Origin of the sequence: Faecalibacterium sp. Marseille-Q3530 (assembly GCF_017377625.1) — a bacterium.
Classification (GTDB): domain Bacteria; phylum Bacillota; class Clostridia; order Oscillospirales; family Ruminococcaceae; genus Faecalibacterium; species Faecalibacterium prausnitzii_E.
On the sequence record NZ_JAFREH010000001.1, the window covers coordinates 584256 to 610416 of the forward strand.

Annotated in this window: 23 protein-coding genes; 5 read left to right on the plus strand and 18 right to left on the minus strand. The window is 61.6% G+C overall.

Annotated features, from left to right (window positions below; genetic code table 11):
- Positions 1-58 precede the first annotated feature (58 nt).
- The 3 genes from J3350_RS02630 to J3350_RS02640 all read right to left on the minus strand — a co-directional run bounded on the left by J3350_RS02630 (position 59) and on the right by J3350_RS02640 (position 2617).
- The gene (locus J3350_RS02630; protein WP_097792762.1) at positions 59-595 is read right to left on the minus strand and encodes a TetR/AcrR family transcriptional regulator; all 537 of its coding nucleotides are present in this window, start codon (positions 593-595) and stop codon (positions 59-61) included.
- Positions 596-676: 81 nt separating this feature from the next.
- Positions 677-1195, minus strand: a complete 519-nt coding sequence (locus tag J3350_RS02635) for a transcription repressor NadR (RefSeq protein ID WP_097792763.1) — start codon at positions 1193-1195, stop codon at positions 677-679.
- 63 nt (positions 1196-1258) lie between these two features.
- Positions 1259-2617, minus strand: a complete 1359-nt coding sequence (locus J3350_RS02640) for an alpha-amylase family glycosyl hydrolase (RefSeq protein WP_207685576.1) — start codon at positions 2615-2617, stop codon at positions 1259-1261.
- 309 nt (positions 2618-2926) lie between these two features.
- On the opposite strand from J3350_RS02640, the gene glgB reads away from it, so the two are divergent.
- From glgB to J3350_RS02665, 5 genes are all read left to right on the plus strand, one after another.
- Positions 2927-4855 (plus strand): 1,4-alpha-glucan branching protein GlgB, encoded by a 1929-nt coding sequence (gene glgB / locus J3350_RS02645; protein WP_207685577.1) that lies wholly within the window; start codon positions 2927-2929, stop codon positions 4853-4855.
- A gap of 138 nt (positions 4856-4993) precedes the next feature.
- Complete coding sequence (locus J3350_RS02650; RefSeq protein ID WP_207685578.1) at positions 4994-6919, plus strand: hypothetical protein; 1926 nt, start codon at positions 4994-4996, stop codon at positions 6917-6919.
- Between the two features lie 57 nt (positions 6920-6976).
- The gene (tig, locus tag J3350_RS02655) at positions 6977-7957 is read left to right on the plus strand and encodes a trigger factor (RefSeq protein WP_207685579.1); all 981 of its coding nucleotides are present in this window, start codon (positions 6977-6979) and stop codon (positions 7955-7957) included.
- 4 nt (positions 7958-7961) lie between these two features.
- Complete coding sequence (locus tag J3350_RS02660; protein ID WP_207685580.1) at positions 7962-9215, plus strand: 4Fe-4S dicluster domain-containing protein; 1254 nt, start codon at positions 7962-7964, stop codon at positions 9213-9215.
- Positions 9216-9408: 193 nt separating this feature from the next.
- A complete protein-coding gene (locus J3350_RS02665) occupies positions 9409-11448 on the plus strand; it encodes an ABC transporter substrate-binding protein (RefSeq protein WP_207685581.1) in 2040 nt (679 codons plus the stop codon).
- A 60-nt stretch (positions 11449-11508) separates the two neighbouring features.
- Here the strand turns inward: J3350_RS02665 and J3350_RS02670 are convergent, their stop codons facing one another.
- From J3350_RS02670 to J3350_RS02740, 15 genes are all read right to left on the minus strand, one after another.
- Positions 11509-12369: a hypothetical protein gene (locus tag J3350_RS02670; RefSeq protein ID WP_207685582.1), complete on the minus strand. Its 861-nt coding sequence runs from the start codon at positions 12367-12369 to the stop codon at positions 11509-11511.
- The gene (locus J3350_RS02675) at positions 12363-13091 is read right to left on the minus strand and encodes an ABC transporter ATP-binding protein (protein ID WP_207685583.1); all 729 of its coding nucleotides are present in this window, start codon (positions 13089-13091) and stop codon (positions 12363-12365) included. The genes J3350_RS02670 and J3350_RS02675 overlap by 7 nt, the downstream gene beginning before the upstream one ends.
- A complete protein-coding gene (locus tag J3350_RS02680) occupies positions 13084-13464 on the minus strand; it encodes a GntR family transcriptional regulator (protein ID WP_207685584.1) in 381 nt (126 codons plus the stop codon). Before J3350_RS02680 ends, J3350_RS02675 begins: the two co-directional genes overlap by 8 nt.
- A gap of 180 nt (positions 13465-13644) precedes the next feature.
- On the minus strand, positions 13645-15789 hold the full coding sequence (locus tag J3350_RS02685; protein WP_207685585.1) for a polyribonucleotide nucleotidyltransferase: 2145 nt from the start codon (positions 15787-15789) through the stop codon (positions 13645-13647).
- 212 nt (positions 15790-16001) lie between these two features.
- Positions 16002-16256: a 30S ribosomal protein S15 gene (rpsO, locus tag J3350_RS02690; protein WP_005933138.1), complete on the minus strand. Its 255-nt coding sequence runs from the start codon at positions 16254-16256 to the stop codon at positions 16002-16004.
- 180 nt (positions 16257-16436) lie between these two features.
- Positions 16437-17360 (minus strand): riboflavin biosynthesis protein RibF, encoded by a 924-nt coding sequence (gene ribF / locus J3350_RS02695; RefSeq protein WP_097792774.1) that lies wholly within the window; start codon positions 17358-17360, stop codon positions 16437-16439.
- 21 nt (positions 17361-17381) lie between these two features.
- Positions 17382-18266 (minus strand): tRNA pseudouridine(55) synthase TruB, encoded by an 885-nt coding sequence (gene truB / locus J3350_RS02700; RefSeq protein ID WP_207685586.1) that lies wholly within the window; start codon positions 18264-18266, stop codon positions 17382-17384.
- Positions 18267-19253 (minus strand): bifunctional oligoribonuclease/PAP phosphatase NrnA, encoded by a 987-nt coding sequence (locus J3350_RS02705; protein WP_370569248.1) that lies wholly within the window; start codon positions 19251-19253, stop codon positions 18267-18269. It abuts the gene before it with no gap.
- A 28-nt stretch (positions 19254-19281) separates the two neighbouring features.
- Positions 19282-19662: a 30S ribosome-binding factor RbfA gene (rbfA, locus tag J3350_RS02710; protein ID WP_097792777.1), complete on the minus strand. Its 381-nt coding sequence runs from the start codon at positions 19660-19662 to the stop codon at positions 19282-19284.
- 164 nt (positions 19663-19826) lie between these two features.
- Positions 19827-22286 (minus strand): translation initiation factor IF-2, encoded by a 2460-nt coding sequence (infB, locus tag J3350_RS02715; protein WP_207685587.1) that lies wholly within the window; start codon positions 22284-22286, stop codon positions 19827-19829.
- On the minus strand, positions 22283-22660 hold the full coding sequence (locus J3350_RS02720) for a 50S ribosomal protein L7ae (protein ID WP_097792779.1): 378 nt from the start codon (positions 22658-22660) through the stop codon (positions 22283-22285). Before J3350_RS02720 ends, infB begins: the two co-directional genes overlap by 4 nt.
- Positions 22644-22943 carry an RNase P modulator RnpM gene (gene rnpM, locus J3350_RS02725; RefSeq protein WP_097792780.1) on the minus strand — a complete coding sequence of 100 codons (300 nt, stop codon included), beginning with the start codon at positions 22941-22943 and terminating at the stop codon, positions 22644-22646. The genes J3350_RS02720 and rnpM overlap by 17 nt, the downstream gene beginning before the upstream one ends.
- 32 nt (positions 22944-22975) lie before the next feature.
- Complete coding sequence (nusA, locus tag J3350_RS02730) at positions 22976-24091, minus strand: transcription termination factor NusA (protein ID WP_207685588.1); 1116 nt, start codon at positions 24089-24091, stop codon at positions 22976-22978.
- Between the two features lie 31 nt (positions 24092-24122).
- On the minus strand, positions 24123-24614 hold the full coding sequence (gene rimP, locus J3350_RS02735) for a ribosome maturation factor RimP (RefSeq protein WP_118551521.1): 492 nt from the start codon (positions 24612-24614) through the stop codon (positions 24123-24125).
- Between the two features lie 123 nt (positions 24615-24737).
- Positions 24738-25979: an aminopeptidase gene (locus J3350_RS02740; RefSeq protein WP_207685589.1), complete on the minus strand. Its 1242-nt coding sequence runs from the start codon at positions 25977-25979 to the stop codon at positions 24738-24740.
- Between the last annotated feature and the right edge of the window lie 182 nt (positions 25980-26161).

Consider the following 26161-nt stretch of genomic DNA (forward strand, 5'->3'; position numbering starts at 1 on the left):
TTGTAGGGACTTGTACCACAGCCCCTACATATCAGATGCCGGAAGCTCTTTTTTGTGTTCACATCTTGATTTTCTGCGCCGCCCTGGCGATCTCTGCCAGAAGGTCCACGAGGTGTCTCTCGTCCATCCGGCTGCTGTTGTTGGTAAAGGCATAGAAACAGCCCTGCACACAGAACGACAGCAGAATGCCGCGCTTGGGGTCGTTGGCGAAGGTGGGGTCCTGCGCGGTCAGGCGCTCCCGCAGGCCCTTTTCGATGCGGTTGGCAAAGATGCCCTGACGGGAATCGGCGAAGAGGATGTTCACCGCCGTTTTGTTCTGGACAAAGGCCCGGAACAGCTCGCGGGTCAGCGCCTCCGTCCGGACCGGGTGCAGCTCCACCGCCGAGACGCTGGCCAGAATGTCGGCAATGAGCTTGTCCTCCAACCGGCTGGACAGTGCATAGATATCCTCATAATGGGCATAGAACGTCGATTTGTTCACGCAGGCCAGTGCGCACAGGTCTTTGATCTTGATCTTTTCCAGCGGCATTTTGCTGCGCAGTTCCAGAAACGCTTTTTCGATGGCGCGGTCGGTCTTTTCGATGCGGATGTCCAAAAATAATCCACCTCTTTCGGTATTTTGTCGGATATCCAACCCTTTTCGGATTTTGTTGATAGACAGAATCTGCGGGTTTTGTTACTCTTTTTTATACAGGACGCCCGCGTTTTCCAACGCTGCTTCAATGCGGTGGAACGTTTTCTCGTCCGGGCAGCGGAGGGTATGCAGATGCACCCCGCCAGTCATCCGGCTGAGCAGACATTCGGGGGTATCCGCCGCCTGCTGGATGAAGTTGTCCACGTCATACCGGCTGGACAGATTCAGGTTGCCGCGCAGCTCGCCGTACAGCGGGTTCTCCACGGCCACGTCCACCACGGTGCCGCCCTGGTCCACCACCGCATACAGTTCGGTGCGCATCTCCTCCGCCGTGCGGTGGACGCAGGCCAGGATGCCGGTGTAGCCGCCGGGGGCCGGGTGGAACTGATATCCCCGCGGCGTGGCTTCGATGGCCGCACCGCCGGCCCGCAGCAGGGCCACATCGCCCACCACGATCTGGCGGGAAACGCCCAGCTCCGCCGCCATCACACTGGCGCTGACCGGTGCGTCGGCGTTGCTCAGCCGCTCCAATATCACTTCTCTGCGCTGTACAGCATTCATCCGAATGCCCCCCTGTTTTCTGATTTTACCTTATAATAACAGACCCCGCAGGAATGTGCAAGTTTATTTCAGGCGGAGGAGCGTAGCGTAATTGGAGGGCAGCTGCACCTTCATCCGGCCCCACTCGATCTCCGTCAGGATCGGCTGGCTGCCCACGCAGTCGGCCAGCAGGTCTTCGACACCGGTGGCCTCCACCGGCAGCTGGAACTCCAGCTGCGCGGGGCTGTCGCCGTTGTTGAAGACGGCCACGACGGCTTTGCCGTCCAGCACACGGGCAAACGCATAGCACTGGGTGGTCAGCTGCAACTCTTTCACCTCGCCCCAGGTCAGCTCCGGGCACGCGGCCTTCAGCCGGCCCAGCGCTGCGTATACGCTGGTGACCGGGTTGGTGGTCAGCGCATCCTTGAAGTCATCCAATTCCAGGCAGGGGCGGAGCGGCCAGTCGCTCCCCCACTCTTTTTTGCCCTCAATTGCAAATTCCGAGCCATAATAGATGGACGGAATGCCCCAAAGCGTATATACTAGAAGAGCAATATGGCGGATGTGGGCCCGGTTGCGCAGCTTGTTGGGCAGGCGCTCCACATCGTGGTTGTCCGAGAAGAGATAAAGCCGGGTGTCATGGCACAGGCCCTGCAAACGGCGCATGGTGTGCGCGATCTCGAAATAGTTGTGGTCGTTGTGGCCGCTCCACAGGCCCTTGTGCAGCTCGTAGTTGGTCACCGAGTGGAGCATTTCGGGGTTGGCCCACCGGCTGTAATCGCCGTGGATGACCTCGCCCATCAGCCAGAACTCCGGCTTGACCTCGTTGGCCAGGCGGCGCAGGCCCTTCATGAACTCGAAGTCCAGCACGTCGGCTGCATCCAGACGGATGCCGTCGATGTCGAACTCGCGGACCCAGAAGCGGATCGTATCGTAGTGGTAATTCTGGACCTCCGGGTTGCGCTGGTTCAGCTTGACCAGCAGGTTGAAGCCGCCCCAGTTGCCGTAGGAGAAGCCGTCGTTGTACTCGTTGTTGCCCCAGAAATTCACATCGCAGAACCAGTCCTTATACCGGGCGTTCTCGCGGTCCGTTTTCAGGTTCTGGAAGGCGAAGAAGTCACGGCTCACATGGTTGAACACGCCGTCCACGATGACTTTCTGGCCGCGGGCGTGGCAGTTGGCCACAAACTCCCGGAACTCTTCATTCGTGCCCAGGCGGCGGTCCACCTGACGGTAGTCAATGGTATCGTAGCCGTGGGAGCCGCTCTCAAACAGCGGGCCGATATAAATGGCCGTGCAGCCAAGGTCCTCATAAGCGTGTTCGGCCCAGGCGTTCAGTTTTGCAAAGGCACCGGGTGTGGGCTGGCCGTCGTTCTCATGTGCGCAGCCGCACAGCCCCAGCGGATAGATGTGATAAAATACAGCGTTGTCATACCAAGCCATCGTTACAGTCTCTCCCATTCTAGCAGTTTTTCCTGCGCCCGCCGCATACGGACGACAGAGATAGTATAGCATAGTTCCGAACCAAAGTGTGGAACTTTGCTAATTTTCATACAAAGTCTCCTGTAAAATCAGCAGGTTTGACGATTTCGATTTGGTTTTCTTAGTAACAATGACAAAAAGGAAAGGTGCCTCGCCCTCTCAGGCCGCTTCGCGTCTGCATGGACTGCCACACCCTCCCACTTGGGGAAGGCGGCATTGCGAAGCAATGGCGGAGAGGGCAGGGCTGTGAATAGAAAAGGAGTTTTTGGCATGGAATTTCCTTCGATCGATCGTTCGTTCTTTCTGGGCGACTGCTTTGACGCCTACCGCACGCTGGGTGCACATCCCTTCCGGGACGGCTGGCGGTTCGCGGTGTGGGCCCCCAGCGCCGTGGCCGTGGAGATCTGCGGCGGCTTTGACGGCTGGGGCCCCGGTGTGCCCATGCAGCGGGCCGAAACCGGCATCTGGAACGGCTTCGTCCCCGGTCTGCAGGAGGGCGAGATGTACAAGTTCCGCATCCACGGGCGGGACGGCAGCACCGTGATGCGGGCCGACCCCTACGCCTTTGCCACCGAGCTGCGCCCCGGCACGGCCAGCATCCTGACCAAGCTGGACTTTCCGTTCGACGACCACACCTGGATGGAGCGGCGGGACAAGTGCCGCAACCTGCCCCTAAACATCTACGAGCTCCACGCGGGCAGCTGGAAGCACAAGCCCAACGCCACCTGCGAGGACGGCTCGGACGGCTGGTACAACTACCGCGAGCTGGCGCGGGAGCTGATTCCCTGGCTGCTGGACCACCGCTTCACCCATGTGGAGCTGCTGCCTCTGGCCGAGCATCCCTTCGACGGCAGCTGGGGCTACCAGACCACCGGCTATTTCTCCGTGACCAGCCGCTACGGCTCCCCGGCCGACTTTGCAGCCTTCGTCAACGCCTGCCACCGGATGGGCATCGGCGTCATCATGGACTTTGTGCCGGTCCACTTTGCCGCCAACGGCGACGCGCTGGCCAACTTTGACGGCACCCATCTGTACGAGTACGACAGCGATGTGGGCCACAGCGAGTGGGGCACCTGCAACTTCAACTATTACCGCCGGGAGGTGTGCAGCTTCCTGAACAGCGCCGCCGCCCTGTGGATGGACGTCTACCACTGCGACGGCATCCGGATGGACGCCATCTCCCGTGCGCTCTACTGGCAGGGCGACCCCAACCGCGGCGTGAACGAGGGTGCGGTCACCTTCCTGCGGAATCTGAACCACGGCCTGAACACGCGGTTCCCCACCGGCATCTACACTGCCGAGGACTCCACCAACTTCCTCAAGGTCACGGCCCCCACCCGCTATGACGGCATCGGCTTCGACTACAAGTGGGACATGGGCTGGATGCACGACACGCTGGACTATTTCGCCACCCCCTTCGGCGAGCGCCCGGATGCCTACAACAAGCTCACCTTCAGTATGCAGTATTTCTACAACGAGCTGTATCTGCTGGCGCTGAGCCACGACGAGGTCGTCCACGGCAAAAAGACCATCATCGACAAGCTCTGGGGCACCTACGAGGAAAAGTGCGCCCAGCTGCGCACCCTGTACTTTTACATGTACACCCACCCCGGCAAGAAGCTGAACTTCATGGGCAACGAGCTGGGGCATTTCCGCGAGTGGGACGAGAAGAAAGAGCTGGACTGGGGCCTGATGAAATACCCCTTCCACGACAGCTTCCAGAAATACTTCGCCGAACTCGGCCGCCTTTACGCCACCGAGCCCGCCCTCTACGACGGCGAATACAACCCCGGCTGCTTTGAGTGGGTGGCCAGCGAGAGCCGGGACGAGGGCGTGTACGCCTGGCTGCGCAAGGGCGCGGGCCAGACCCTGCTCTGTGTGATGAACACCCAGAACACCACCCACAAAAAGTTCCCGCTCTACCTCAAGTTCCCCTGCGGGGCCGAAGAGCTGCTGAACAGCGAGGCCTCCCGCTGGAACGGTGCCGACAAGAGCCGGACCCGGAGCTTCCACACCACGGACGGCGGCGTCTATGGACGGGACTACACCCTGACCCTTGACCTGCCCGCCATGGGCAGCCGACTGCTCCGTCTGACGCCGGAGGCTCCCCATGCCGAGGCCGCACAGGCTTCGGCCCGGAAGGCTGCTGCTGCCCGGCGCAAGGCCGCTGCAAAGCCTGCTATCCATTCCAAAAAGTAATTTTTTGTTCAAAGTATCCCGTTTGCTGAAAATGCAGCGGGATATTTTGCGTTTTGCCGCCGCTGCGGCCTTGCCAGCGCCGGGCAGAACCGTTATACTGTAACATGAAATATCAGGTTTTGTGAAAGGTTTTGTGTTATGGAACAAACACGTTCGTCCCTGCTGAAACGCGGCCTCACCCCCTGGGGCAAAGCGGGGGCTGCGCTCGGCATCGGGGTACTGGTCCTGGCAGCCGTCGGGCTGCTCTTTCCCACCGGGGCGGCATTCTTCCCGCTGGTGAGCCTGTGGTGCAGCTGTGCGCTGTTCTACGGGGCGCTGTGGGTGCTGCGGGTGTCCGGCGTTACGCTGGACTTCTTCCACCGGGCCGTCCTTGTGGGCTGCTGGGCGGCGGCGGTGCTCTATTTCTACTGGGCGCTGGGGCGGCGCGATTTCGTCTACGCCTGGGACTACGCCAACTACCTCGTCAAGCAGTACAGCGCCGAGGCGGCCTTTGCTGCCGGCCCGGCGGCGGGCTTCGCATACATCTTCGGCTCCTTCGCAGAGGACTACACCAATTTCATCACCCTGTTCACTGAGTTTCCCTTCTGCCTGACGGCCCGCACCGGCGACAGCTATGCGTTCAGTCAGGTGTTCTGCGTCCTGCCCAGCCTGATGGTGCTGCTGGCGGGCGTGGTCATCAAAGTGGGGCAGATGCTCCGGGTGAAGAACCGGTTCTATTACTTCCTCATCGGCTTTTCGTGGCTGCTCACCTTCCCGTTTCTGCGGATGAGCGCGATGCTGGCCCAGCCGGACTGGTTCGGCCTCATCTTCGCCTTCGCCATCCTGGTGCTGACGCTGGACTACCGCTTTGAACAGCTGGAACCGGGCCGGTTCGCCCTCCTCTTTCTGGCCACGGCAGCGGTCATTCTGACCCGCCGGTGGTATCTCTACTTCGTGGTCGGCTACTACTTTTCCTACGCACTGCTGCTTCTGGTCAGCAGCGCAAAACTCGCCAGGACCGACAAGGCGCTGGCCGTCCGCCGGGTGCGCAACCTCATCGCCTTCGGTCTCTGCGCCCTGGTCGCGATGGTCGCCCTGCTCTGGCCCATGGTCCGCAAGATCCTGGCCTTTGACTACTCCGACCGCTATTCTTACTACAACGTCGGCGGCATGGCCACCGAGCTTTACTACCACATCCTCCGCATCGGCCTGCTGAACTTCATCCTCATCGGGCTGGGCATCGCAGATGCCTTCCGCCGCAAGCGGTTCGCCCTGCCCGCGCTGGGTGCCTGTGAGCTGGCGGTCAGCCTCGTGCTCTTCACGCGGGTGCAGAACACCGGCTCCCACCAGATGCTCCTCTTCCTCCCCGCCTACTTCCTGCTCTTTCTGGCAGGCGCTGCGGCGCTGGCGGAGGGCATCGAGCGCCGCAAGGCCCTCAAGCTGGGCTACTGGGCGTTCACGCTGGTGTTTGCCGTATCGGTGCGCTGCTCGCCGCTGACGGTGGTGGCCCTGCCCGATTTTCTCATCGACCACTTCCCGCTCAAGAGCACCGCAGAATTTGTCCGGCTCGACGGCCTGACCTGCGACCGCAGGGACCTGAGCCAGCTGCAGGCTGTGACCGAGTGGCTCAGCGTCCACCTCGGCGACGGCGAGACCGCGTACATGATCACCGACGACATGCTCTACAACCCCGGCCATCTGCGCAACTGCCTGCTGCCGGAGCAGCCGCTGGACGGCAAACTGCCGGACAGCTTCTCGGTGCCGGGCACCCACAACTTCCCCATGAGCTTCTTTGAGGCAAAGTATGTCGTCACCGTTGACCCCTACCCCCTGTCCTACGCATCGGACACGGAGCTGGGCCACAAGCTGAACGCCAAATTCGCCGAGCTGCGGGACGGCACCCACACCCTTGCCGCCACATTCGATATGGGCAACGGCTACACCTTCACCATCTGGGAGCGGGTCGCCGCCCCCACCCGTGCCGAAGTGGAGACCTACCTCCACGTCTTCGACGCCGAAAACGCCCAGTACCCCGAAATGTTCTCGCAGGTCGCCGAGAGCTGGCTTGCCGCGCACGGGTTATAACACCGCACCCTCCCATTTTTTGAATAAACGTTCTATCGTCAGAAGGAGTATTGCAAAATGGAAAATCAGCAGAATAATTTCCCTGAAGTAAAGCTCGGACAGTATAAAGGACTGGCCGTCACCCGCCATGTGCGCGGCATTTCCGAGAAGACGCTGGACATCGAGATGGTCCACCAGACCCGGATGCGCGCCACCTACCACAACTCCACCGAGGCCGCGAAGCGCGGCAGCCGGGTGCTGCTGGATTTCGCCGGTTTCATGGACGGCAAGGAAATTCCCGACAGCCGGATGGAGAAGGTCATGGTCGTGCTGGGTGACGGCAAGCTGATGCCCGCCGCTGAGCAGGCCATCTATGGCCACAAGGCCGGTGAGACCTTCCGGTTCGACTTCACCTATCCGGCCGCGTTCCGTGTACCGGAGCTTTCCGGCAAGACGGCGCAGTTCGAGATCACGCTCCACTCTGTGGCCGAGAAGACCACCCCGGAGCTGACCGAGGAGTTCGCACAGTCTGCCGGTTATGCGTCCCTCGCCGCCATGCGGGAGGCCGTCCGCGCCAAAAAGCAGAAGATCCACGAAGACGGTGCCGACCGCGCTGCCGGGCAGAAGCTGCTGGAGATGGCCGGTGCCAACCTGACCGTCACCGTACCGGAGGCCGTGCTCGACCGCACCGCCGACAACGAGATGAAGCTGCTGAGCCAGCGCCTGAGCCGCAGCGGCATCAGCATGGAGCAGCACTGCAAGAACAGCCGCACCACCGCCGAGGCTCTGCGGGCAGGCTACCGCGCCGACGCTGAGCGGAAGATCCGCACCATGTACGCGGCCCGCGCCATCGCAGAGGCCGAGAACATCACCGTCCGGCCCGAAGAGGTCAACGCCGAATACCGCCGCCTCTCCGTGCAGCAGGACACCCCCGAAGCCGACATCCGCCGTGTGCTGGCCCCGGAGACCGTGGCCGCTGCTCTGGCTGCCCAGAAGGTCCAGCGCTTTTTGCTGGACAATGCCGTCGTGACCTCGGTCATGGACCCGGATAAGGAGTGATTCGATGAGTTTCTTTACGCGCTACGCCATGGATGCGCTGATGAAGACCACCCACCCGGAGATCAACCGCAGACAGTGCTGGAACCTGCACCCGCACCGCACCCCCTGCACGGCCTGCAAGGACATCTGCCCCTTTGGGGATGCGATCTTCACCCGCCCGAATCTCGTCAAGGACTGGGACCCCTGCACCGACTGCGGCCTCTGCGTTTCTGCCTGCCGCAGCGGCTGCATCGCCCCCTCGCCGGAGCAGGTCCAGCGGGACACGGCCCCCGCCGACAGCGACAACGACACCGTCTGGATCGGCTGCGAGAAGAGCACCCGCAAGAACACCCTCGTCCGAGCCTGCGTATCGGCCCTCTCGTGGGAGGCGCTGGCCTATCTGGCCCTGAACAAAAAGGTCGTGCTGGACCTGACCCCCTGCGGCGAGTGCGAGAACGACGTCTGCGCCGAACATCTGCGCAACGAGCTTACCCGTCTGGTGGAATTTTTCGGCCAGCCCCTCTTCGAGGCCCGGTTCACCCTGGCCTACGAGCAGGATGCGGCCCCCTTCCACAGCAAGGAATACTCCCGCCGCGAGATGATGGAGCAGGTGACGGCCGGCTCCAAGGCGGGCACGAAGCAGCTGCTCCGGATGCTGCCCGGCCTGCGGGACGATGACCAGAGCGCGGTGGACTTCCGCCTGTTGCTGCACCAGCGCACCAAGCAGCTGAAAGCTGCCAGCGAAACGCCCCTCAAATACGGCTACCACCTGCCCAATTTCACCCAGAAGTGCTTTGCCTGCGGCCGGTGCGAAAAGGCCTGCCGCGCCGGGGCCATCCGCTTCGAGGATCTGCCCGACGGCCAGACCCGCGCGGTCATCACGCCGTGGAAGTGCAGTGAGTGCGGCGTCTGCGTTGCCACCTGCTCCAACGGCGGTCTGGACGGGCTGAAGCTCCGCCAGCTGACCACGCTGGGCCCGGTGAGCGTTTACAAATGCACCAAGAGCCTCTGCAAGGAGTGCGGCAAGCCCATCGCCCCCACCTGCAAGGACGGCATCTGCTCGGTCTGCCGCATCAAGATCCGCACCAAAAAGCGGCAGGAAGAAGCCGTGGCCAAGGCCAAGGAGCGCCAGGCCGAGCGCGAGGCCAAGCGCGCCGCCGAGGAAGCCGCCAAGGCACTGGCGGCGGAAGTCCAGGCCGAGTCGGCTGCCGCAGCCGCAGAAACGGCCCCCGCCGCCGCTGTGCCGGAAGCGCCCGCTGCCGAAACCAAAATGAATTAAAGAATTGACGTCCGCCCGAAAGGATGCTATACTTTTCTGTAACCACACGGCTGTGGTCGGGAGGGACTGTTACAAAGGCGTAACGGAAGGATTCCGTTGCGCCTTTTTTGCAATTCCCCGCTGATGGGAAACAGCGCACCCCAGCCGCTGGCGCACACAAAAACACGAAATACGAAGAAAGAGGGATTTTATCATGGATCATTCGATTTCTCGCCGCCAGTTCCTCAAAGTCAGCGGTCTGGCAGCCGCAGGCGCATGTGCAGCCGGTCTGCTGACCAGCTGCGGCGGCAGTTCCTCTGCCGGCAGCACCGGCAGCGCGGCTTCCGGCACGGTGGACACCTCCAAGTACACCATCCTGTACTCCAGCCAGCCCGCCACCCTGAACTACCTGACCACCGCCACCGACCTGGAAATGGTCGTGGGTGCCAACTGCGTGGATACGCTGGTCGAGTACGACAACAAGGGCGTCATGCGCGAAGGTCTGGCCACCAGCTGGGACTGGGATGCGGACACCCTGACCTGGACCTTCCATCTGCGGGAGGAAAACTGGGTGGACAACAACGGCGAAGTCGTGGCCCCCGTCACCGCGCAGGACTTTGTGGACGCCCTGAAGTATGTTCTGACCCCGGACTACGCCTCCTCCAACGTCGGTCTGGTCACCGCCTACATCGCCGGTGCCGATGACTACTACAACTACTACGTCTACCTGAACAACGCCAACACCGGCGTTGTGGACGACGACGGCACCACCTACACTGCCGACGCCAGCGGTCTGGTCACCGTGACCGCTCCGGACGGCACCACCAGCACTTATGAGCCGCTGGACTTCGACACCGTGGGCGTCACGGCCGTGGATGACCACACCCTGACCTACACCCTGACTTACGACTTCCCCGGCTTCCTGAGCCTGCTGTGCTACCTGCCCTATGAGCCTGCCTACGGCCCCCTGCTGGACGAGCTGGGCGACCAGTACGCCACCTCTGCCGAGACCATGTACAGCTGCGGTGCGTTCTATCTGGCGGATTACGAGTCTCTGGAGACCTGGATCATGAAGAAGAACCCGGAGAACTACGACGCCGACAACGTCTTCATCGAGACCATCAGCCGCATCTACAACGCCGAAGCTGCCGTCAACGGCCCGGAGATGATCAAGCGCGGCGAGATCGACGAAGCCACCATCGGCTCCGATATTCTGGACAGCTGGCTGAGCGACGACACCACCAAGAGCATGGTCTCCATGGACCGCCCCAACACCAACTACACCTACTTCTACATGTTCAACTTCATGCCCTACGCCCACGAGTTCTCCAACTGGAGCGTCGAGGGCGTGGATGCCGAGTATGAGCCGGACAACTGGGCCAAGGCCATCAACAACACCAACTTCCGCAAGGCTTTCCTGTACGGCATCAACAACGCCGTCACACTGGCCGTTTCTGCCCCGGAAGGCTACGACGGCTACAAGCTGAACACCATCACGCCCCCGAACTTCTGCGCCACCACTGCCGGTGTGGACTACACCCAGTGCGGCGACCTGGCCAACATCACCGAGTTCTTCGATGAGGCCAAGGCCAAGGAGTTCCGCGATGCTGCCATCGAGGAGCTGACCGCTGCCGGTGCCACCTTCCCCATCAAGGTGCAGCTGCCCTACAACCCCTCTTCCACCGACTGGGACAAGCAGTGCCAGGTCTTCAAGCAGCAGCTGGAGGGTGTGCTGAACGACGGCTTCGACTTCATTGATGTCATCATCACCGAAGGCCCTGCGGACAGCTTCCTGTCCGCCGTCCGCCGCAACGGCAAATTCGAGTTCCTGCTCTGCAACTGGGGTGCCGACTACTCTGACCCGGAGACCGAGACCGACCCGTTCTATCAGGCCGAGGATTCCCGCGGAATGCGCTATGCGTATCTGCGCACCGGCGTGGAAGACGGCTTCATCACCGGCGACACTGCGGACGCCATCATGCAGTACATGACTGCCATCGAGGCTGCCAAGCAGATCACCGATGACATCGAAGCCCGCTACAAGGCCTTCGCCGATGCCGAGGCCCTGCTCATCAACAACGCGCTGGTCATCCCGCGCGGCATGAGCGTGCCCGCCTATCTGGCCACCCGCCTGAACTACTGGGAGGGCCAGTACGCTTCCACCGGCTTCTCCAACAAGCGCCTGAAGGGCATCCATGTGCTGGACCACTACGTCTCCATGGAGGAGTACGAGGCCAACCGCGACGCCCGCTGATCTTTAACACCTGACAAAAAATGGCTTCCGGCAACTGCCGGAAGCCATTTTTGTTGTCCATCATTCGAGATTCAGTTTATGCTTCATCAGCCAGCGGGTCAGGCAGAAGTAGGCCGCCGCGAAGGCCGAGGTCACAACAAAGCAGAACAGGTAGCCGGAGACGGCCCCGAACGCTGTGGTCATGGTCTGCATCGGGGTCATTCCATAGGTCACACCGGTCACGTTCACATCGGCCACCCGATAGGTAATGTCCATGAACAGGTTCACGTGGTTCGTGCCCAGCAGCTTGTCGATCTGGTTCTCCACAACGTTCAGGCCGATAAAGGCAATCACCACTACATGCTTCTGGAACCGATGGGCGATCATGCAGGCGGCGTAAACGCAGAGGATGAGGTCGGCCAGCCGGGCCAGATTGATGAGGATGGTCCAGAACATCACCAGCCAGAACTTCGCGCCCAGTTCCCCATACAGCATCCCCCACAGCTGCTTCCAACTGTCCCAGTTTACCGTGCCGAGGACTTCCGCATCCAGCACACCGATGCTGACCATCCCTGTGATGCAGACGATGCCCACTAGGCCGCTGCACAGCACCCAGACCATGCTGGTGATGAGCTTGGAAAGGATGAGCTGGGTCTCGGTCACGGGCAGGGTGTGCATCAGGTAGCCCTCACGCCCCAGCAGATTTTTATAAAAGCGCTGGACCGTGCTGACAAAGCAGAGCACCGCAATGGCGAAGATGACGGAGAGATAGAGGACCATCAGAATGACTTCGAGCCGCCCGAAATTCGTACTGTCCGCCCATGCATTTTCCTGCCGGAACGAAACGCCCAGCACCACGCTCAGCAGCGCCAGCGCCAGATACAGCCCGAAGTACAGGCTTTTGGTGGCCTTGAACTCATATTTCAACAATTGCTTCAGCATTTGAATACCTCCCGGAAATACGCATCGACACTCTTGCCCTCGGTCTCGCGGATGTCGTCCACAGCGCGGTGGGCGAAGATCTTGCCGTCCTTCAGGAACACGGCCTCATCCAGCACCGGCTCGATGTCCTCGATGAGATGGGTGGAGATGACGACCGTTGCGTCCTTGCTGTAGTTGGAAATGATCGTGTTCAGGATATAGTCCCGCGCGGCGGGGTCCACACCGCCGATGGGCTCATCCAGCAGGTAGAGCTTGGCGGCGCGGCTCATAGCCAGCACCAGCTGAACTTTTTCCTTGGTGCCCTTGGAAAGCGTCTTGAGCCGGGCCTTGGGGTCGATGTTCAGCCGGGCCAGCATCTCGTTGGCTTTGGCGGCATCGAACCCGATGTACGCTTTGGCTTCACAGGGCGTCCCATAGAAGTCCTGGAACATGTTCACCAGCTCTTCCACCCGCATCCAGTCGGGGAGCCAATCGGCATCCGGCAGGTAGGAGACGATTTCCTTCGTCTCCGGGCCGGGGATCATGCCCGCGATCTTCACCACGCCCTCGGTGGGCTGCAGCAGACCGTTTGCCAGTTTGAGCAGCGTGGTCTTGCCGCTGCCGTTCGGGCCCAGCAGGCCGACGATGCGGCCAAAATCAAGGTTCAGATCGATGCCGTTCAGGGCGGTCTTCTCTTTCCCGTAGGCCTTGGTCAGATGTTCACAGGTCAGGATCTTACTCATGCTGTTTTCCCTCCGTTTCGTTCCAGCTGCGCAGCAGCTCTGCCACCTGCTGAGTCGTATAGCCGATGCTGCGCATTTTTTCCAGAAAATCTGCTGCGATGTTCCGGGCCGCAGACGCCCGCAGTTGTTCGATCAAATCGGTATCCTCCGTTACAAACCGGCCGCTCGTCCGCTCGGTGCGGACCAGGCCCTCGGCTTCCAGCTGGGCCAGCGCCCGCTGCATCGTGTTGGGGTTGACCCCTGCCGCTGCGGCAAGGTCCCGCACCGAGTCGAGGTGCCCGCCGGGCTGGTAGGTGCCCGCCAGAATTCTGGCTTTGAGCCGTTCCACCAGCTGGGCATAGATTGGCCGGCTGGAATCAAACTGTTCGCTCATGGTCTTCTCTCCTTGTGTCACTGTGTTAAGCGCTTAATACAATAATATACAATTTTGGTTTTTTGTCAAGGGGGTTTCTGCATTTTCTTCATTCAAAACGCAAAAAAGCCCCCGAAGAGGCCGAACGCTTTTGCGTTCGATTCCCTTCGGGGGCTTTGGTTCTTTACGATTCAGCGCGAATCAGCCCTGCTCCTGTGCGGCGCGCTTGGCTTCCAGAGCCAGGATAGCGTCGCGGCGGCTCAGGTTGATGCGGCCCTGCTGGTCGATGTCCGTGACCTTGACCACGATGGCGTCGCCCACGGCCACCACATCTTCCACCCGCTCGACACGCTTGGTGTCCAGCTTGGAGATGTGGACGAGGCCCTCCTTGCCCGGTGCGATCTCGACGAAGGCGCCGAAGTTCATCAGGCGGGTGACCTTGCCCTTGTAGATGGCACCGATCTCCGGGTCCTCCACGATGGTCTTGATGGTGAAGATGGCGCGCTTTGCGTCCTCCTGATCGACCGCAGAGACGAAGACGTGGCCGTCCTCCTGCACATCGATCTTGCAGTTGCAGGTCGCGCAGATGTCCTGAATGACCTTGCCGCCCTTGCCGATGACGTCCTTGATCTTATCGGTGGGGATCATCATGCTGAACATCTTGGGGGCCCAGCGGCTCAGCTCGTGGCGCGGCTCAGCGATGACAGGCTTGATGATCTCGTCCAGGATGTACAGACGGCCCTTGCGGCACTTTTCAAAGGCCTCGGCGATGATATCATAGGTCAGGCCGTCGATCTTGATGTCCATCTGGATGGCGGTAATACCCTTGCGGGTGCCGCCGACCTTGAAGTCCATGTCGCCGTGGAAGTCCTCAACACCCTGAATGTCCAGCATGGTCATCCAGCGGTCGCCCTCGGTGATGAGGCCGCAGGAGATACCGGCGACCGGAGCCTTGATGGGCACACCGGCGTCCATCAGAGCCAGCGTGGAACCGCAGATGGAAGCCTGCGAGGTGGAGCCGTTGGAGCTCAGGACCTCGGACACGCAGCGGATGGTGTAGGGGAACTCCTCCAGAGAGGGCAGCACCGGCACAAGGGCGCGCTCGGCCAGTGCGCCGTGGCCGATCTCGCGGCGGCCGGGGCTGCGGGGTGCGCGGGCCTCGCCGACCGAGTACGGCGGGAAGTTGTAGTGGTGGATGTAACGCTTGGTCTGCTCATCGGTCAGGTCATCCATGAGCTGGTTGTCCTTGGTGCCGCCCAGGGTGCAGGTGGTCAGCACCTGGGTCTGGCCGCGGGTGAACATGCCGGAGCCATGAACGCGGGGCAGGATGCCCACTTCTGCGGCCAGCGGGCGGATCTCGTTGATGCCGCGGCCATCCACGCGCTTGCCCTCATCGAGCAGCCAGCGGCGGACGACGTACTTCTGCATCTTGTAGCTGACGAGGGCGAGGTCTGCATCGCTCAGGTCGGGGTACTCTGCGGCGATCTTGTCCAGGATGGGCAGCAGCGCGGCATCGCGGACGTTCTTGTCGTCGGTGTCCATCGCAGCCTTGAAGTCGTCCAGATACTTCTCCTTGATGGCATGGAAGACGTCCATATCCAGGCCCACGACCTGGAAGTCGATCTTCGGCTTGCCGCGCTCAGCCACGATCTCGTTGATGAACGCGATGGTCTTCTTGATCTCCACATGCGCCGCCTTGATGGCGTTCAGCATGGTGTCCTCATCGACCTCGTTGGCACCGGCTTCGATCATGACGATCTTGTCCATGGTGGCAGCCACGGTCAGGGCCAGGTCGCTCTTTTTGCGCTGCTCCTGGGTCGGGTTCAGGACGATCTCGCCGTCCACCAGACCGACCTGAACGCCGCCGATGGGGCCGTTCCAGGGGATCTCCGACACAGCAGTGACGAGGGATGCGCCGATCATACCGGCAATCTCCGGGCTGCAGTCCGGGTCCAGGCTCATGACGGTCATGGTGATGCAGACATCGTTGCGCATCTCCTTGGGGAACAGCGGGCGCATGGGGCGGTCCACAACACGGCTGGTGAGGATGGCGCGCTCACCGGGGCGGCCCTCGCGGCGCATGAAGCTGCCGGGGATGCGGCCTGCGGCGTAGAGTTTCTCCTCATACTCGACATTCAGGGGGAAGAAATCCACACCTTCGCGGGGCTTGGGGCTCATGACCACGTTGCACATCACGCAGGTCTCGCCGTAGCGGATGAGGGCGCTTGCGTTGGACAGGCCGCACATCTTGCCCATCTCGACCTTGAAGGGCCGGCCAGCCAGCGTCGTCTCGTAGACCTTGAAGTTCTCAAAGGTCTCTTTGCGGGAACCAAATTCGATTGCCATTTGGTTTGCCTCCTTTGTCCTTTTAGCGGTTTTTATCTTCCAAAAGGCTGCCCGCCGCGCATCATAGCAATAAATCCAGCGCCCGTGCAGACCGCCCCAACAGGCGGGCACAGGCGTTCGATTTACTGCTGCAACACGCAGCAGCGGCCGTTTGTTCCACAAAAAAGCAAAGGGCAGGCACCACAGCTGCGGTACCTGCCCTCTGTTTTCTATTACTTACGCAGACCCAGGGTTGCGATCAGAGCACGGTAACGCTCGATGTCCTTCTTCTGGAGGTAGGCCAGCAGATTGCGGCGGCGGCCAACCATCTTCATCAGACCACGGCGGCTGTGGTGATCGTTCGGGTTCTTCTTCAGATGCTCGTTCAGCTCATTGATGTGAGCGGTCAGCAGAGCGACCTGAACTTCGGGGGAGCCAGTGTCCTTCTCGGTCAGAGCGACTTTGGCCATAACTTCCTGCTTGTTCATAGTAACAGTACCTCTTTATAAAATTTTATTTGCCGTCGGCACAGAATGCGGGAAAAACGGTACTCCCAAAAATGGGCATACTCCCAGCCCCGTGCTGCGGTAACAAGGCTAGTATAACAGAAACCAACGTAAAAAGCAAGAAAAAATTCTCCATTCTGTGCTTTCTTTTCCGGCTCACGCTCAGGTCTCTGCCCGGAAATACGCCTGCGCCCGCTCGGCTGCATGGTTGATGCAGGCTTTCAGCTCGTCCAGCGTATCGAATTTTTTGCTGGGGCTGAGGTATGCGTGGAACTCCACCACCGGGTCGGTGCCGTAAAGGTCGCCGGAAAAGCCGGGGATGAAGGTCTCACAGGTCACCTTGGAGGGGTCGTTGTTGACGGTAGGCCGGGTGCCAAGCCCGGTGGCCGAGGGATACCAGACATCACCGATCTTCGTGCGGGTGATGTAGATGCCGAAGCGCGGCAGCTGGAAACCCTGCGGGTAGAGCTGGTTGATGGTGGGCACCCCCAGCGTATGGCCGAGACCCGCTCCATGCTGCACTGCAAAGCGGATGGCGTAAGGCATCCCCAGCATGGCGTTGGCCGCCGGGATGTCGCCGCCCTCCAGCGCCGTGCGGATGCGGGTGGAGGACACCGGCTTTTCCTCAAACTGGGCCATCGGCACCACCACGACCTCCACGCCCAGCGGGGCGCAGAGCCTGCGCAGCAGATCCGGGTCGCCTGCTGCCTTTGCCCCGAAGGTGAAGTTCTCGCCGCAGAACAGTGCCCTTGCATGGCAGTCCTGCACGATGCCGTACACGAACTGTTCCGGCGTCATCGCGCGGATCTCTTCAAAGTCCGGGCAGAGGTAATATTCCACCCCAAGGCTTTCGATCAGGGCATGCTTGTCCTCGGTGGAGAGCAGGCGCTTGCCCTTCATCTTATTGTCGGCCGGCAGCCGGAAGGTGAACACCGCCGGGGCTGCGCCGTGTTCTCTGGCCCACTGGACGGCCCCGTTGATCACGGCACGGTGGCCGATGTGGATGCCGTCAAAAAAGCCCATGGCGACGGCGGTGCCGCCCTCGTGTTCCAGCGCCAGCGGCGAAAGAGAGGATAAGATCTGCATCAAATTTTGTTCCTTCTTGTGTTAGTTTCGCTCCACAAAGAGCTTTTCGACTCGGAGCACTCCGCCCACGATGGTGGCAAGGCCCAGAAACTGCCCGGCCTCGTTCCGGACGCGGTAGCGCCCGTCGGCGGCGGGGTAGCGGCTGGTGGGGCAGCCGTTGTAGAGGTGCTGTTCCACCCTGGGGACCACCGTCAGCAGCGGCAGCGAGGCAAAGACACTCTCCACCGGCAGCATCAGCGCTTCCAGCGCCGCAGGGCCTGCGTCCTTTGCCGCCTGGATCTCCTCCAGCGTGTGGGCGTCGGCCTCAGTGTAAACACCGGCGGCCACCCGGCGCAGGGCGCTCATGGTGCCCTTCTGGCCCATGGCAGCGGCGATGTCCTCCAGCAGAACGCGGATATACGTGCCCTTGGAGCAGCGCACCGTCAGGGTGTATTCGTTCTCTGCCGGGCTGCCCTCGTACTCGATGTGCAGGATCTCGATGGGGCGGGCCTTCCGCTCCACCTCGATGCCATGCCGCGCCATTTTATAGAGCGGCTGGCCGTTGATCTTGACGGCCGAGTACATGGGCGGCGTCTGCATCTGGGGGCCGATGAATTGCGGGAGCACGTCCAGCAGCTCCTTCTCCCCTGCCGTGACCGGAGCCGTTTCCAGCACCGTGCCGGTGCTGTCGCCGGTGTCGGTGCGGGCCCCCAGCCGCAGCACGGCGCGGTAGGCCTTGGTGTGGTCCAGCTGCAGGTCTACGGCCTTGCTGGCCCCGCCGCAGAACACCGGCAGCACCCCGGTGGCCATGGGGTCCAGCGTACCGCTGTGGCCCAGCTTCCGGGTGCCCAGAATGCCCCGCAGCTTTGCGATGACGTCAAAGCTGGTCCAGTCGGTGGGCTTGTCAACGATGAGGATGCCCTGCATTTATTCGCCCTCCTGCGGCTGTTTTTCTGCGTCCAGCACGGCTTCCACCTCAGCCAGGATCGCACTCTTGGCGTTGTCCAGGTTGCCCAGCAGCTCACAGCCCGCAGCGCGGGTGTGGCCGCCGCCGCCCAGACGCCGCGCGATGGCGCAGGCGTCCACGCCCTTTGCGGTGCGCACACTGATGCGGTAGCTTCCGCCGGGCTGCTGGCGCAGGGTCAGGCCGACCTTGACGCCCTCGATGCTGATGGGCAGGCTGGTCAGCTCTTCGAGGTCGGCGGGGTCTACGCCGCTCTGCTCGATCTCATCGCGGGTGAGGTAGATGAGGGCGCAGCGGCCGTCCAGATGATATTCCAGATGGTTGCGCGCGATCCGCTCCGCCTCCATCCGCTCGCGGGGCTTGGTGTCGAAGAGCAGCGTGTTCAGCTCTTCCACCCGCGCCCCTGCTTCCATCAGTTTGGCCGCCACGATGTGGGTGCGGGCCGTGGTGGAAGAAAACCGGAAGCAGCCGGTGTCCGTGGACAGACCGGTATAAAGGCAGTTGGCGATGTGCGGGGTCAGGTCTACGCCCATGGCGCAAAGCACCTCGTACAGCAGCTCTGCCGCTGCCGCTGCCGTGCCGTCCAGCAGGGTGAACTCGGCATAGCCGCTGTTGCCCGCATGGTGGTCAATGCAGAGATCGACGTGGCGGCTGAACTGCGGCATCCCGTTGTTCTCGCCGAAGAGCTGGAGGCTTGCCACGTCCACGGCCACGACGATTTGGGGTTCGAACTCGCCTTTGTACAGACGCGGGTTGGTAAACGCATACCGGCTGGGAATGGGGTCGGAGCAGAGCACCGCCGCTGTTTTGTCCAGCGCACTGAGCGCGTAGTACAGGGCGCTGCCGCAGCCAACGGTATCCCCATCCGGGTTTTTGTGGCACAGAATCAAAATGTCGTCCGCAGTCAGGAGCTTTTCGGCCATCTGCTGCACATTCAACTGTTCTGTCATCCCATGATCCATCCTTTCCGCAGGCTGTTTATTCCTCGGTCTGCGACGGCTGTTCGCTGTCGCCGTTGACGTTCAGCTCACGGAGCAGCTCATTGATGTGGGCTGCATAGGCTGCGCCGTCATCCTCCACAAAGATGAAGCGCGGAGCTTTGCGGATGTGCATCTTCTTGCTCACTTCGGTGCGCACATGGCCGGAAGCGCGGTTCAGCGCCTCGATGGCGGGCTTGGGGCCGTCGGCACGGCCCATCACGCTCACATAGACCTTGGCGACATCCAGGTCGGGCGTCACATCCAGACGGGTGACGGTCAGCAGACCGCCCTCCAGGCGCGGGTCCTTCAGCCGCCCGATGATGGCGATGAGCTCACGCTTCATATCCTGGGCAAGACGCCCCATATTTTTCTGAGACATTCGGTTTCTCCTCTAAAATCAACGACCCTCTCAGTCTCGCTTACGCTCGCCAGCTCCCCCGATGGGGGAGCTTTTATGCAGACTTTTTCCAGTTTCGCAGCAAACCTCGCCCTTCGGGAGAGGTGGCATTGCGAAGCAATGACGGAGAGGGTTTTTCGGATGATTTAGTCGCGGTACTCTTCCATCTTGAAGGCCTCGTACACGTCGCCTTCCTTGACGTCCGCAAACTTTGCCAGCGTGACGCCGCACTCGTAGCCCTCGGCCACTTCCTTGGCATCGTCCTTGAAGCGCTTCAGGGATGCGATCTCGTCCTCGGTGATGACGATGCCGTCACGGACGACACGCACCTTGCTGTCGCGGGTGATCTTGCCGCTGGTGACGCGGCAGCCTGCAACGGTGCCGACATTGCTGATCTTGTAGACCTGACGGACCTGCAGCTCGCCCAGCGAGACTTCGCGGAACTTGGGTGCCAGCATACCCTTCATAGCGTCGGTGACATCGTTGATGGCATCGTAGATGACGCGGTACATCCGCATCTCGACCTTGGTGGCAGCGGCTTCTTCCTTGGCCACGTTGTCGGGGCGGACGTTGAAGCCGATGATGATGGCGTTGGACGCATCGGCCAGGTCCACGTCGGACTTGCTGATGGCACCGACACCGGCGTGGATGACACGGACGCGGACCTCGTCGTTGGAGATCTTTTCGAGGCTCTGCTTGACGGCCTCGGCGGAGCCCTGCACATCGGCCTTGACGACGATGGCCAGCTCCTTCATATCGTTCTGGGCCATCTGGCTGAACAGATTATCCAGCGTGACCTTCTGGAAGGCAGAGAACTGCTTTTCCTTGGCGGCAGCGATGCGCTGCTCGGCCAGCTCACGGGCCAGGCGCTCGTCGGCAACGGCCTCGAACAGGTCGCCTGCTTCGGGCACTGCGGTCAGGCCGGTGATCTCGACCGGGGTCGAGGGGCCGGCATCGTTCAGCAGCTTGCCCTTGTCGCTACGCATGGTGCGCACACGGCCCACGGCGGTACCGGCGATGATGACGTCACCGGCATGCAGGGTGCCGTTCTGGACCAGAATGGTGGCGATGGGGCCCTGGCCCTTATCCAGGCGGGCCTCAACGACAGCACCCTTGGCGCGGCGGTTGGGGTTGGCCTTCAGTTCCATGACCTCGGCTTCCAGCGCGATGCGCTCCAGCAGGTCGTTGATGCCCATGCCGGTCAGCGCAGAAACGGGGATGCAGGCGACGTCGCCGCCCCAGTCTTCGGTGATGATGCCGTACTTGGTCAGGCCTTCCATCACGCGCTCCGGGTTTGCGGTGGGCTTATCCATCTTATTCATGGCCACGATCAGCTTGACGTTGGCAGCCTTGGCGTGGTTGATGGACTCCACGGTCTGGGGCATGATGCCGTCGTCGGCTGCAACGACCAGGACCGCGATATCGGTCATGTTGGCACCGCGGGCGCGCATGGAGGTGAACGCCTCGTGGCCCGGCGTATCCAGGAAGGTGATGACGCTGTCATTGACCTTGACCTGATAAGCACCGATGGCCTGGGTGATGCCGCCTGCCTCACCGGCGGTGACCTTGGTCTTGCGGATGGCGTCCAGGATACTGGTCTTGCCGTGGTCAACGTGGCCCATGACACAGACGACCGGCGGACGCTCGACGAGGTCTTCCTGTGCGTCCTCTTCCTGCGTGAACAGGCGCTCCTCGATGGTCACATGCACCTCGTGCTCGACCTTGGCGTGGAACTCCTCAGCCAGCAGGGAGGCGGTATCGAAGTCGATGACGTCGTTGATGGCGTGCATCTCGCCCATCTGCATGAACTTGGCGATGACCTTGCCGGCCTGCTGCTTGAGGCGGGCAGCCAGCTCACCGACGGTGATCTCGTCGGGGATGGAGACCTTCAGCTGTGCATTGCGGGCCTTCTCCAGCTGGATGCGCTGCAGCCGCTCGAACTCGGTCTCGCGCTTGCCCTTCTGGAACTGCTGGCGCTGGCGCTGGCCGCGCTGGGTGAACTTCTGCTTGTTGCCCTGCGGGGTCGGCTTGCGGCGGTTCTCGGTGTTCTTGGTGGAGGCCAGATCGTCGTAACGGGCATCGAAGCGGTCCACGTTCACATCCACCGTGCGGGTATCGACGGTGACCTGGCTGTCCTCACGGCGGACAGAGACCGACTGTGCCGGGGCGGTTGTCGCCTTGGCGCCGGTCTCGCGGGCCAGTTCGCTCAGAGAAACAGTCTTCTCCTCGCGCTTCTTGTGCTGCTCGTTCTTCTTGTTCTTCTGGTTCTGGCTGTTCTGATTGTTCTGAGGCTCTGCCTTCTTTGCAGGCTGAGCGGGCTGGGCTGCGGGCTTTTCAGCCTTGGGCTCCGCCTTCTTTTCGGCCTTTCTGGGCTGCTCGGCCTTCTTCTCCGGGGCCGGCTGCCGGGCGCTGTTCAGGTAGGCAGACAGGTCTGCCTCGCTGTTGTCCTTGCTGAATTTCTCCAGCAGGTAGTTCAGCTCGTTCTCCTCCAGAGTGGAGCTGTTCTTCTTGCCGGTGCTGCCCATCGCGGCCAGCTCATCCAGGACCTTCTTTGCGGAAATGTTCAGGTCCTTTGCAAAATCGCTCACTTTATATTTTACGGTCATTCGCTCATATCCTCCTCATTTTTGATTGCCCCGCAGTCCGACAGACGGTCAAAGCAGAGCTTTGCGAGGTTGCGGTCGGTCACGGCATACACCGCCACCGGTTTGCGGCTGATATCGGCCAGCCGGTCCTGTGTCAGCGGCATGGTGATCACATCCACGAGGTCACCCACCGCATAATTCAAACGCTGCACGGTCTTGGCGCTGGCGTCGGATGCGGTCATCACGAGCCAGGCCTTGCCCTTGACGCAGGCGTCTTCCACGGCGTCAAAGCCCATGGTCAGCGCGCCCGCCTTGCGGCAGAGGCTGATGGCCTGATACAGGGCTTCCTGCGGGGGCAGGGTGGGCTTTTCGGTCTTTTTAGTCTGCTTTGCCATTCTGCTCCGCCTCCTTTGCGGCACCGGCCAGCTGTTCGGCCAGTGCATCGTACACTTCGGCGGGAACCGGCTGCTCAAAGCAGCGCTCCAGCGCCTTTTTCTTCTTTGCCTTTGCCAGGCAGGCCGGGTCCGGGCAGAGGTATGCGCCGCGGCCGGGCTTTTTGCCCACGAGGTCGATGCTGATCTCGCCGCTGGGCGCGCGCACCACCCGCACCAGCTCCTTTTTGGGGCGGCTGGTCATGCAGCCGATGCACTGGCGGGCAGGGATCTTCTTCTGTGCCATCCGATTTCCCTCCTTCGGCATGGGGCGGCTGCTTATTCTGCAGTCTCCTCGGTCTTGGTCTCTTCGGCCTTGGGCTCTTCCTCACCATAATAACCGCTTTCGGGGCGAATATCAATGTTGTAACCGGTCAGGCGGGCGCACAGGCGGGCGTTCTGGCCCTTGTTGCCGATGGCCAGGCTCAGCTGCTGGTCAGGCACGGTCACGCGGCAGGAGCGGGTCTCGCCGGACAGCAGCTCGACCTTGAGCACCTTGGCGGGGCTGAGGGCTGCGGAGATGAACTCGGAGACATCCTCACTCCACTTCACGATGTCGATCTTCTCGCCGCCCAGCTTCTCGACGACAGCGGCCACACGGTCGCCGTGGGGGCCGATGCAGGCAGAAACGGGGTTGACGTTGGGGTCCTTGGACCAGACGGCCATCTTGGTGCGGGCACCGGCCTCGCGGCTGATGGCCTTGACCTCGACGGTGCCGTCGTAGATCTCCGGCACTTCCAGCTCGAACAGACGCTTGACCAGGCCCGGATGGGTGCGGCTGATCATGACGCGGGCACCGCGCTCACCGCTGACGACGTCCACAACGTAGACCTGCAGGGTCTCGCCCTCGGTGTAGGTCTCGCCGGGCACCTGCTCGTTGCGGGGCAGGATGGCCTCGCCGCCCTTGCCCAGGTCCAGGGCCACGATGCCCTTCTCGTTGTCCACACGGGTCACGGTGGCCTGGATGATGTCATGGGCGCGGCTCTGGATCTCGCTCAGCTGCTGGCTGCGCTCGGCCTCGCGGATGCCCTGACGGATGACGTGCTTTGCGGTCTGGGCGGCGATGCGGCCGAAGTCCTTGGTCTTGAGCGGGGTGACGACACGGTCGCCGATCTCGTAGCTCTTGCGCAGCTTCTGAGCCTCGGTCAGGCCGATCTCAGCGTGCTCATCGTACCAGTCCTCATCGGCGACGACGTTCTGCAGCAGGGCCACATTGAACTTGCCGGTGGCGGGGTCGATCTCGACCATGACGTTGTCGTCCTCGACCTCGTAGTTCTTCTTGACAGCGATCACGATGGCTGCCTTGATCTTCTCGATCAGGTACTCCGCGGTGATGCCGCGCTCGTGCTCCAGCATGGAGAGAGCTTCAAAAAATTCATTATTAGCAGCTGCCATTTTTCGGGTTCCTCCTAATTCTTTCTCTTTTTCAGTCAAACAGATCCTCGTCGTCGCACAAACGCACGGTGCTGGCGGCCGACGCTTCAAAGTTCACGGTGCCGTTCTCCGTCTCGACCGTGATGGTGCTGCCCTCGCGGCCGGTCAGGATGCCGGAAAACTCCTTGGTGCCGTTCTCGTTGGCGCGGAACAGCCTGACGCTGACCTTCTGCCCCTTGACGGCCTCGTAATGTTCCGGGCGGGTCAGCTTGCGGCCCAGGCCGGGGCTGCCCACTTCCAGATAATAGCTCTGCTCAATGGGGTCTGCCTCATCCAGGATGGGGTCCAGCGCATGGGAGACATCGGCACAGGTGTCGGTGTCCATGGTGGTGCCGTCCGTCTTGTCGATGAGGACGCGAAGATACCAGTCCGGCCCTTCCTTTTCAAACACAACGTCCCACAGGCGCAGCCCCATGCCCTCCACGGTGGGGCGGACAAGCGCTTCGACTCTCTGGGCGGTATTGCCGCCAGACTGCTTCGCCATAAAAAACCTCCAAACAAACAAGAAACGCGGACCTTGCGGCCCACGTTCCATAAAAGTTATATCGTACAAATAGAATATACCATACTCCGGCAAAATATGCAAGAGATTTCGTTGAAAAATCTCTTACAGCGCCCAGACACCGTTTTGGAAGAGGGTCACGGTGCGGCCGTCGCGGCATTTGCCGGTGATCTCGCTGTCCTCCGCACCGATCATGACATCCTCGTGGATGGCCGACTGGTTCATGCCGCGCTCCAGCAGCTCCTCCTTGGAAAGGCGGGTGCCGTCGGCCGTGGTGCCGGGATAGCTGGCGCCGAAGGCGATGTGGCAGGCGGCGTTCTCATCGAACAGGGTGCTGTAGAACAGCGCACCGCTGCGGTTGATGGGGCTGGAAGCGGGCACGAGCGCCACTTCACCGATGCTGCGGGCACCCTCATCGGTGTCCAGCAGCTGACCCAGCAGGTCAGCGCCCTCCTCAGCGCCATGCTCCACGACCTTGCCGTCTTTGAAGGTAACATGGAAGCCCTTGATGAGCTGGCCGTTGAAGACGTAGGGCTTGGTGCCGTAGACGACGCCGTTCACCTTGTCCTTGTGGGGCGCGGTGAAGACCTCTTCGGTGGGGATGTTGGGCAGGAACTCCACACCCTTCTCGTTCCTGCTGCCGGCGCTCTCCCAGCTGGCCTTGTCGGCCAGACCGACGGTCAGGTCGGTGCCGTTGCTGCTCTTGAAGTGGACGCTTTCGAGGTCGAAGGCGTTCATCTTGTCGCGCAGGGTCATCAGGCGGTCGAGGTGTGCTTTCCACTCGCCCACCGGGTCGCCGCCGGTCACACGGCAGACATCAAAGATGAGCTGCCACAGCTTCTCGATGGCCGCATCGGTGTCGAGGTCGGGGAACATCTTCTTCGCCCACGGCGCGCTCGGCATGGCAGCGATAGACCACTGGACCCGGTCGTTCATGGTGTACTCCCGCCACGGGGCCATGAATTTCCGGTTGGCGGCGTTCACCCGGCTGATCTTGGCGCTGTCCAACCCGGCGTAGACCTCCGGATCATCGGCGATGAGGTGCAGCACGCAGACGCTGCCTTCGCTTTCGGCGTAGTCCAGATAGCGGCGCAGCTGGTAAGGCTTGAAGTCCGTCAGGGCCTCCTCGCTGCCCAGTTCCATGCGGCTGCGGGAAACGGCATTGTCGTTCCAGTCCACCTGCACATCCCGCGCCCCGGCCTCAAAGGCGCTGCGGACGCACAACCGGGCCAGCGGAGCAGCCTCCAGCGAGCAGCGGATGATAAGAGTCTGGCCCGGCTGGGGGTTCACCCCCACCCGGACAACAAAGTCGGCATATTTTTTCAGCAGTTCGTTGAAGTTTTCCACGAAAGTTCCTTTCCGCCGTGTAAAAACGGCACACAGTTGATCTTGTGTCCAGTATACCCTTTTTCCGAGGAGATGTCCACAGCCGAAACAGAAAAAGACGTCCTGCCCCGTTGAAAAAGGGCAAAACGTCTGGTATACTGGCTTATGAGAATGCTGCCCACATACGGCATGCGGTCCGTTCA

What these genes read in the sequence shown, in the direction of transcription:
- J3350_RS02635 (WP_097792763.1), bottom strand. Translation starts at nt 1,195, where the DNA reads ATGAATGCTGTACAGCGCAGAGAAGTGATATTGGAGCGGCTGAGCAAC.
- J3350_RS02640 (WP_207685576.1), bottom strand. Translation starts at nt 2,617, where the DNA reads ATGGCTTGGTATGACAACGCTGTATTTTATCACATCTATCCGCTGGGG.
- glgB (WP_207685577.1), top strand. Translation starts at nt 2,927, where the DNA reads ATGGAATTTCCTTCGATCGATCGTTCGTTCTTTCTGGGCGACTGCTTT.
- J3350_RS02650 (WP_207685578.1), top strand. Translation starts at nt 4,994, where the DNA reads ATGGAACAAACACGTTCGTCCCTGCTGAAACGCGGCCTCACCCCCTGG.
- tig (WP_207685579.1), top strand. Translation starts at nt 6,977, where the DNA reads ATGGAAAATCAGCAGAATAATTTCCCTGAAGTAAAGCTCGGACAGTAT.
- J3350_RS02660 (WP_207685580.1), top strand. Translation starts at nt 7,962, where the DNA reads ATGAGTTTCTTTACGCGCTACGCCATGGATGCGCTGATGAAGACCACC.
- J3350_RS02665 (WP_207685581.1), top strand. Translation starts at nt 9,409, where the DNA reads ATGGATCATTCGATTTCTCGCCGCCAGTTCCTCAAAGTCAGCGGTCTG.
- J3350_RS02670 (WP_207685582.1), bottom strand. Translation starts at nt 12,369, where the DNA reads ATGCTGAAGCAATTGTTGAAATATGAGTTCAAGGCCACCAAAAGCCTG.
- J3350_RS02675 (WP_207685583.1), bottom strand. Translation starts at nt 13,091, where the DNA reads ATGAGTAAGATCCTGACCTGTGAACATCTGACCAAGGCCTACGGGAAA.
- J3350_RS02680 (WP_207685584.1), bottom strand. Translation starts at nt 13,464, where the DNA reads ATGAGCGAACAGTTTGATTCCAGCCGGCCAATCTATGCCCAGCTGGTG.
- J3350_RS02685 (WP_207685585.1), bottom strand. Translation starts at nt 15,789, where the DNA reads ATGGCAATCGAATTTGGTTCCCGCAAAGAGACCTTTGAGAACTTCAAG.
- rpsO (WP_005933138.1), bottom strand. Translation starts at nt 16,256, where the DNA reads ATGAACAAGCAGGAAGTTATGGCCAAAGTCGCTCTGACCGAGAAGGAC.
- ribF (WP_097792774.1), bottom strand. Translation starts at nt 17,360, where the DNA reads ATGCAGATCTTATCCTCTCTTTCGCCGCTGGCGCTGGAACACGAGGGC.
- truB (WP_207685586.1), bottom strand. Translation starts at nt 18,266, where the DNA reads ATGCAGGGCATCCTCATCGTTGACAAGCCCACCGACTGGACCAGCTTT.
- J3350_RS02705 (WP_370569248.1), bottom strand. Translation starts at nt 19,253, where the DNA reads ATGACAGAACAGTTGAATGTGCAGCAGATGGCCGAAAAGCTCCTGACT.
- rbfA (WP_097792777.1), bottom strand. Translation starts at nt 19,662, where the DNA reads ATGTCTCAGAAAAATATGGGGCGTCTTGCCCAGGATATGAAGCGTGAG.
- infB (WP_207685587.1), bottom strand. Translation starts at nt 22,286, where the DNA reads ATGACCGTAAAATATAAAGTGAGCGATTTTGCAAAGGACCTGAACATT.
- J3350_RS02720 (WP_097792779.1), bottom strand. Translation starts at nt 22,660, where the DNA reads ATGGCAAAGCAGACTAAAAAGACCGAAAAGCCCACCCTGCCCCCGCAG.
- rnpM (WP_097792780.1), bottom strand. Translation starts at nt 22,943, where the DNA reads ATGGCACAGAAGAAGATCCCTGCCCGCCAGTGCATCGGCTGCATGACC.
- nusA (WP_207685588.1), bottom strand. Translation starts at nt 24,091, where the DNA reads ATGGCAGCTGCTAATAATGAATTTTTTGAAGCTCTCTCCATGCTGGAG.
- rimP (WP_118551521.1), bottom strand. Translation starts at nt 24,614, where the DNA reads ATGGCGAAGCAGTCTGGCGGCAATACCGCCCAGAGAGTCGAAGCGCTT.